The sequence below is a fragment of the Actinoplanes sp. NPDC026623 genome (assembly GCF_040638275.1).
Taxonomy (GTDB): Bacteria; Actinomycetota; Actinomycetes; order Mycobacteriales; family Micromonosporaceae; genus Actinoplanes.
Window position 1 is genome coordinate 17,882 of record NZ_JBEZXZ010000149.1, and the last position, 4,320, is coordinate 22,201.

The window sequence follows — 4,320 nt, forward strand, 5'->3', positions numbered from 1 at the left end:
TACTATCACCCCGGGGGGCGGGGTGCCGCCGCGGGCCCGCCCGGCCCCCCCACGGCTCGCCGTCAGCCGCCGGTGATCGTGAAGCCCGAGCCCGGCTGGATGACGATGTTTCCGTCGGCCGAGTTCGTGATCGTCACGTTCGACAGCGCCGCGTTTCCGCGGGCGCCGCTCATCGCGAGGATGCCCGCGCCGTTGACGGATCTGTCGATCCTGACATTGGTGATGGCGACGTTCGGCATGTTGCCGCCGCCGTTCTTGAACTGGATGCCGTCGTAGGTCGAGTCGGAGATCTCGGTGTCGCGGATCGTGACGCCGGTGATGTCCTTCGTGGACGGGAACAGGGTGATCGCGCCGAACTCCTGGTCCTCATTCCAGAACGCGCCGCCCGTACGGTAGAGGCCGTTGTTGGCGATCAGGGTGGTCCCGCCGAACGGGAGCGGGCTGTGGTCCGTCGCCAGCATGATGCCCGGGTAGTTCATCGTGTCGTAGACCAGGTTGTTCTCGATCGAATTGTTGGAGCCGCCGTAGATCGCGATTCCGTTCGCCCGCCACGGCAGTTGCACCGTGTTGTTGACGAAGTGGTTGTTCGAGGCGATGTCGACCGACTGGTCCTTCACGTACGGGTTGGCCCAGACCGCCAGCGAGTCGTCGCCCGTCGTACGGAACGACGAGTTGAACACCCGCGAGTTCCGCGTACCGTTGCTGAAGTTGATGCCGTCCGCGTACGTGTTGCGGATCCGCATGCCGGAGAAGTCGAGACCGTCGCCCGGGTTCCAGTAGGCGGGGGTGTCCGAGTAGTCGCGGCCCACCCAGGCACCGACGTTGACGTGCTCGATCCAGACGTTGCTGATCTTCGTGTTCTTGCCGAACCGGCCGTTGAGGCCGTGGCCGCGGTTCGCCCGGTTCTGGGTGTTGCCGAAGATCGCCAGGTCGGAGATCTGGGTGTTGTCGTCGATGTCGAAGCCGACGTTGCCCTCGTGCGGATGGTTGATGTTGCCGACCACGTTCTGCGGCTGGGTATTCGTGTAGAGCATGGTGTGCCACATGCCGGCGCCGCGGATCGTGACGTTGCGCAGGCCCTTCTGGTTGTACTGGCCGCGGGCCGGATCCGGCGAGAGGATCTTCTGCTCCTGGCGCCACTGGCCGGCCGGGATCCAGACGCAGCCGATCACGCCGTTCTGGTTGTCCGTCACGGCCCGCTGGATCGCCGCCGTGTCGTCGTTGCCGTCGTTCGGCACCGCACCGTACGTCGTGATCGAGGTGCAGCCCGCCGGCTGGCTGCCCGCCGGCGCCACCTGCTCCAGGTCGATGAAGTCGATGATGTAGAACGACGCGTTGTCGGCGGCGTCCCGCTGCAGCCTGAAACGGGTACCCGCCGGGTACGACTGCGAGAGCAGGGCGTGCGACTCGTCGAACAACCGCCGGGCGTCGGCCGAGGGCGAGTTCGACAGGGACTCGGTGTCGTCCGTCGTGCCGTACAGCCAGCTGTTGCGCGACGAGAGCGTCAGCTTCTGCGCGAACTGGTCGTTGATGTAGAGGCTGATGCTCGCGTCCTGGCCGCCGCCGCCCGGTGCGTCCGGCACGGAGTTGCGGACCACGATCGAGTTCGACTGGCTGGTCGAGGTGAACTCGACGAACTGCCCGGTGCCGCCCAGCCGCACCGACTTGCGCCCCGAGGATTCGGTGGCGAAATTGGTGTGCCCGAACGTGCGCAGGGCGTCGGCCTCCAGCAGCGTGCCGGAGTAGCGCGCCGCCTCCGCCTCGTACTCGACGTACGGGACCGCCGCGCCGCGGCCGACCACCACCGAGCGGGTCAGCACGTTGTTGTTCTCGTTGGTCTCGGCGACGGCGCCGGCCGCGTCCGCGGTGGCGGTCAGGGTGGCGCCGCCGCTGGTGGCGGTCCAGGTGCCGGCGACGGCCACGTTCGTCGTGCCGCCGGCCGCGATCGCCGGGGTGCTGCCGTTGAGCGTCGTGCCGCCCACCGTCAGGCGGGTCGTGGAGGCGCCCGCGGCGCTGATGCCGCGGTTGTTCACGGCGACGGTGAAGGAGACCGCCGCGCCGACGGCGGGGTTCGCCGGGTTCGTCGTGATGGCCACTACCTGCAGGTCCGGGCCGGGCGCCGGGCCGACCACCAACTGCGTGGACGCGGTGAAGGTGTTGTTGTCGTTGTTCTGCTCCGCGACGGTGTTGGCCGGATCGACCACCGCCGCCACGCCGTAGCTGCCCATCGGCTGCGCCCCGACGTTCGCCGAGACCGTGGCCGACGCCCCGGCCGCGAGGGCGCCGACCGCGGCATTGCCGACGACGTTGCCGCCGAGCTTGAAGTCCACCCGGGTTGCGGCCGCGGCCGCGGTGCCCTGGTTCCTGACGGTGGCCGACAGCGTGACCGCGGTGGCCTCGCTCGGCGACGCGGGCGTCCAGGTCGCGGCGGTGACGACGAGGTCCGGATTCGGCGCCCAGCCGCCGAGCACCTGCAGGTCGGCGACCTGACCGCCGGGCGCGCCGGTGTTGCCGAAGAACTGCAGTTGCAGGTCGGCGGCGCGGCCGGTGACCGGGATCGTGATCGAGTTCTGGTTGGTGGCCGGGTTGAACGTGTAGTCGGCCCGGGCCTTCAGCGACGTGAAACCGGTGGCGGTCTGCGCGCGGCCGAGCACCTGGATGCTCTGCGTACGGGTGCCCCAGGCCGGGTCCGGGTTGAGCTTGACGACGACCCCGGTGACGTCGGCGTCGGCGCCGAGCTTCACGGTCAGCGTCGCCGGGTAGCCGTTGGACTCCCAGTAGCTGGTCGGGCTGGCGTCGTTGGCGTTGCCCGCGACGAACGTGAAGACCGACGACGACGCCTCGATCGGCTTGCCGCCGGCCAGGTTCGTGCCCGTCGGCGGGTCACCCGGGTCGCCCGGGTCGCCGCCGGCCACGCCGTAGATCTCGAACTCGGAGACCTGCGCGGCCGGCCAGCCCGTGTTGCCGGTGACGTTCACGCGCACGTACCGGACGGTCGCCGCGGCGAAGTTGACGGTGACCGTGTTGGCCGTTGCCGGATCGAAGACCCGGCCGGCCGAGGCCGACAGCACGCCGAAGCCGCTGCCGTCGGTGCTGCCCTGCACGCTGAGCGTCTGGGTGCGTGCGCCCCACGCCGTCGCGGGTGGCAGCCTGAGCACGACCTGATCGATCGCGACCGCGACGCCGAGGTCGATCTGCACCCACTGCGGGAACGCGTTCGACGGGCTCTCCCAGTAGGACTGCGGGTTGCCGTCGTTGACGTTGCCCGCGACGTACGGGCCGTTGGCGCCGCTGGCCGAGACCGGCCGGCCGGCGGAGAGGTTGGGTCCGCCGGCCGCGAGGGCGGGCGTGGGGGTGAGCGCCGCGGCGGCGGCCAGGCCCGCAGCGAAGAGGCCGCTGAGCAGCCTCCGGCTGAGTTGCTTCCGTTTCATGGCGTCCTTGTTCTGTGAGAACGACAGAGGGGATTACCGCGGGTGCCGAGCCGCCGAGGGGTATGCGGCGGCGCGACGCGGCAGAGGTGCGCCGAGTCGGGGAAAGGGTCTTCGGTTTAGGGGACAGGTGCGTCTGCCTGGATCTTTCGGTGCGCTCCACGGAAATTGCGCGGTGTCTGCCAACTTCTTGCGGCGCGGGGCATTCAATGTTTCAGATGTGTCACTGTTTCGTCAACGCCGCGGGCGGATGTGAACAGACGGGACCGTCCGGCGCCGAGACGTCGACGACGGCCGATCTTTTCGCCGATCCTTCGCTCAGAGTGGGAGGGTGACCGCCGTCGGCGATCCGGCGACACAGGTCACCGTCACCCGGATCCGGCTCACGACGTACTTGAAGACGATCGCGGCCGTCAGCGCGGGCCCGGCACTGACCCGCTCGACCTGGTACGGGTCCTTCGGCGCCCACGAGACCAGCCTCGCCTGGCCGGTGCCGTCGCAGCCCGCCTCGACCGCGCCGCCCGGCGTCATGAACGTCCGCACCCCGGCGATCGGCTCCGGCGACGCCGGCTCGGTGGACGGCGTCGGCTCCACCTCGGACGACGGGAACTCGACGACACCGGCCGGCTCCGGCGCCGAGGCACCGGCGCTCGGCGCGTCGGACGGATTCCTGGCGCGCTCGGGGGCGACCGCCTGGGGCCGGGCCACCGAGATCGTCCCGACGGACGGCACGCCGGTCGCCGACCGCGCCGGGATCGACGGCAGCCCGGCCGGCGCGGCGCCCGCGGCGTCCCCGGCCCCCCTCGACGGCAACAACCCCGCCAGCGGGACCACGCCGGCGACCACCGCGGCCACGGCACCGCCCACGAGCAGTCGCCGCCGCGACCCGCCC

General features: G+C 70.6%; 1 protein-coding gene and 1 pseudogene. One reads left to right on the forward strand and one right to left on the reverse strand.

The window, feature by feature from the left end; all coding sequences use genetic code 11:
- Positions 1 to 62 precede the first annotated feature (62 nt).
- Complete coding sequence (locus tag AB0F10_RS32525) at positions 63 to 3,431, reverse strand: CARDB domain-containing protein (RefSeq protein WP_360633762.1); 3,369 nt, start codon at positions 3,429 to 3,431, stop codon at positions 63 to 65.
- A 328-nt stretch (positions 3,432 to 3,759) separates the two neighbouring features.
- Here AB0F10_RS32525 and AB0F10_RS32530 point away from each other — a divergent pair.
- A pseudogene (locus AB0F10_RS32530) lies at positions 3,760 to 4,320 on the forward strand (hypothetical protein); the annotation flags it as partial.

Coding starts and splice junctions, on each gene's coding strand:
- AB0F10_RS32525 (WP_360633762.1), bottom strand. CDS start 3,431: ATGAAACGGAAGCAACTCAGCCGGAGGCTGCTCAGCGGCCTCTTCGCT.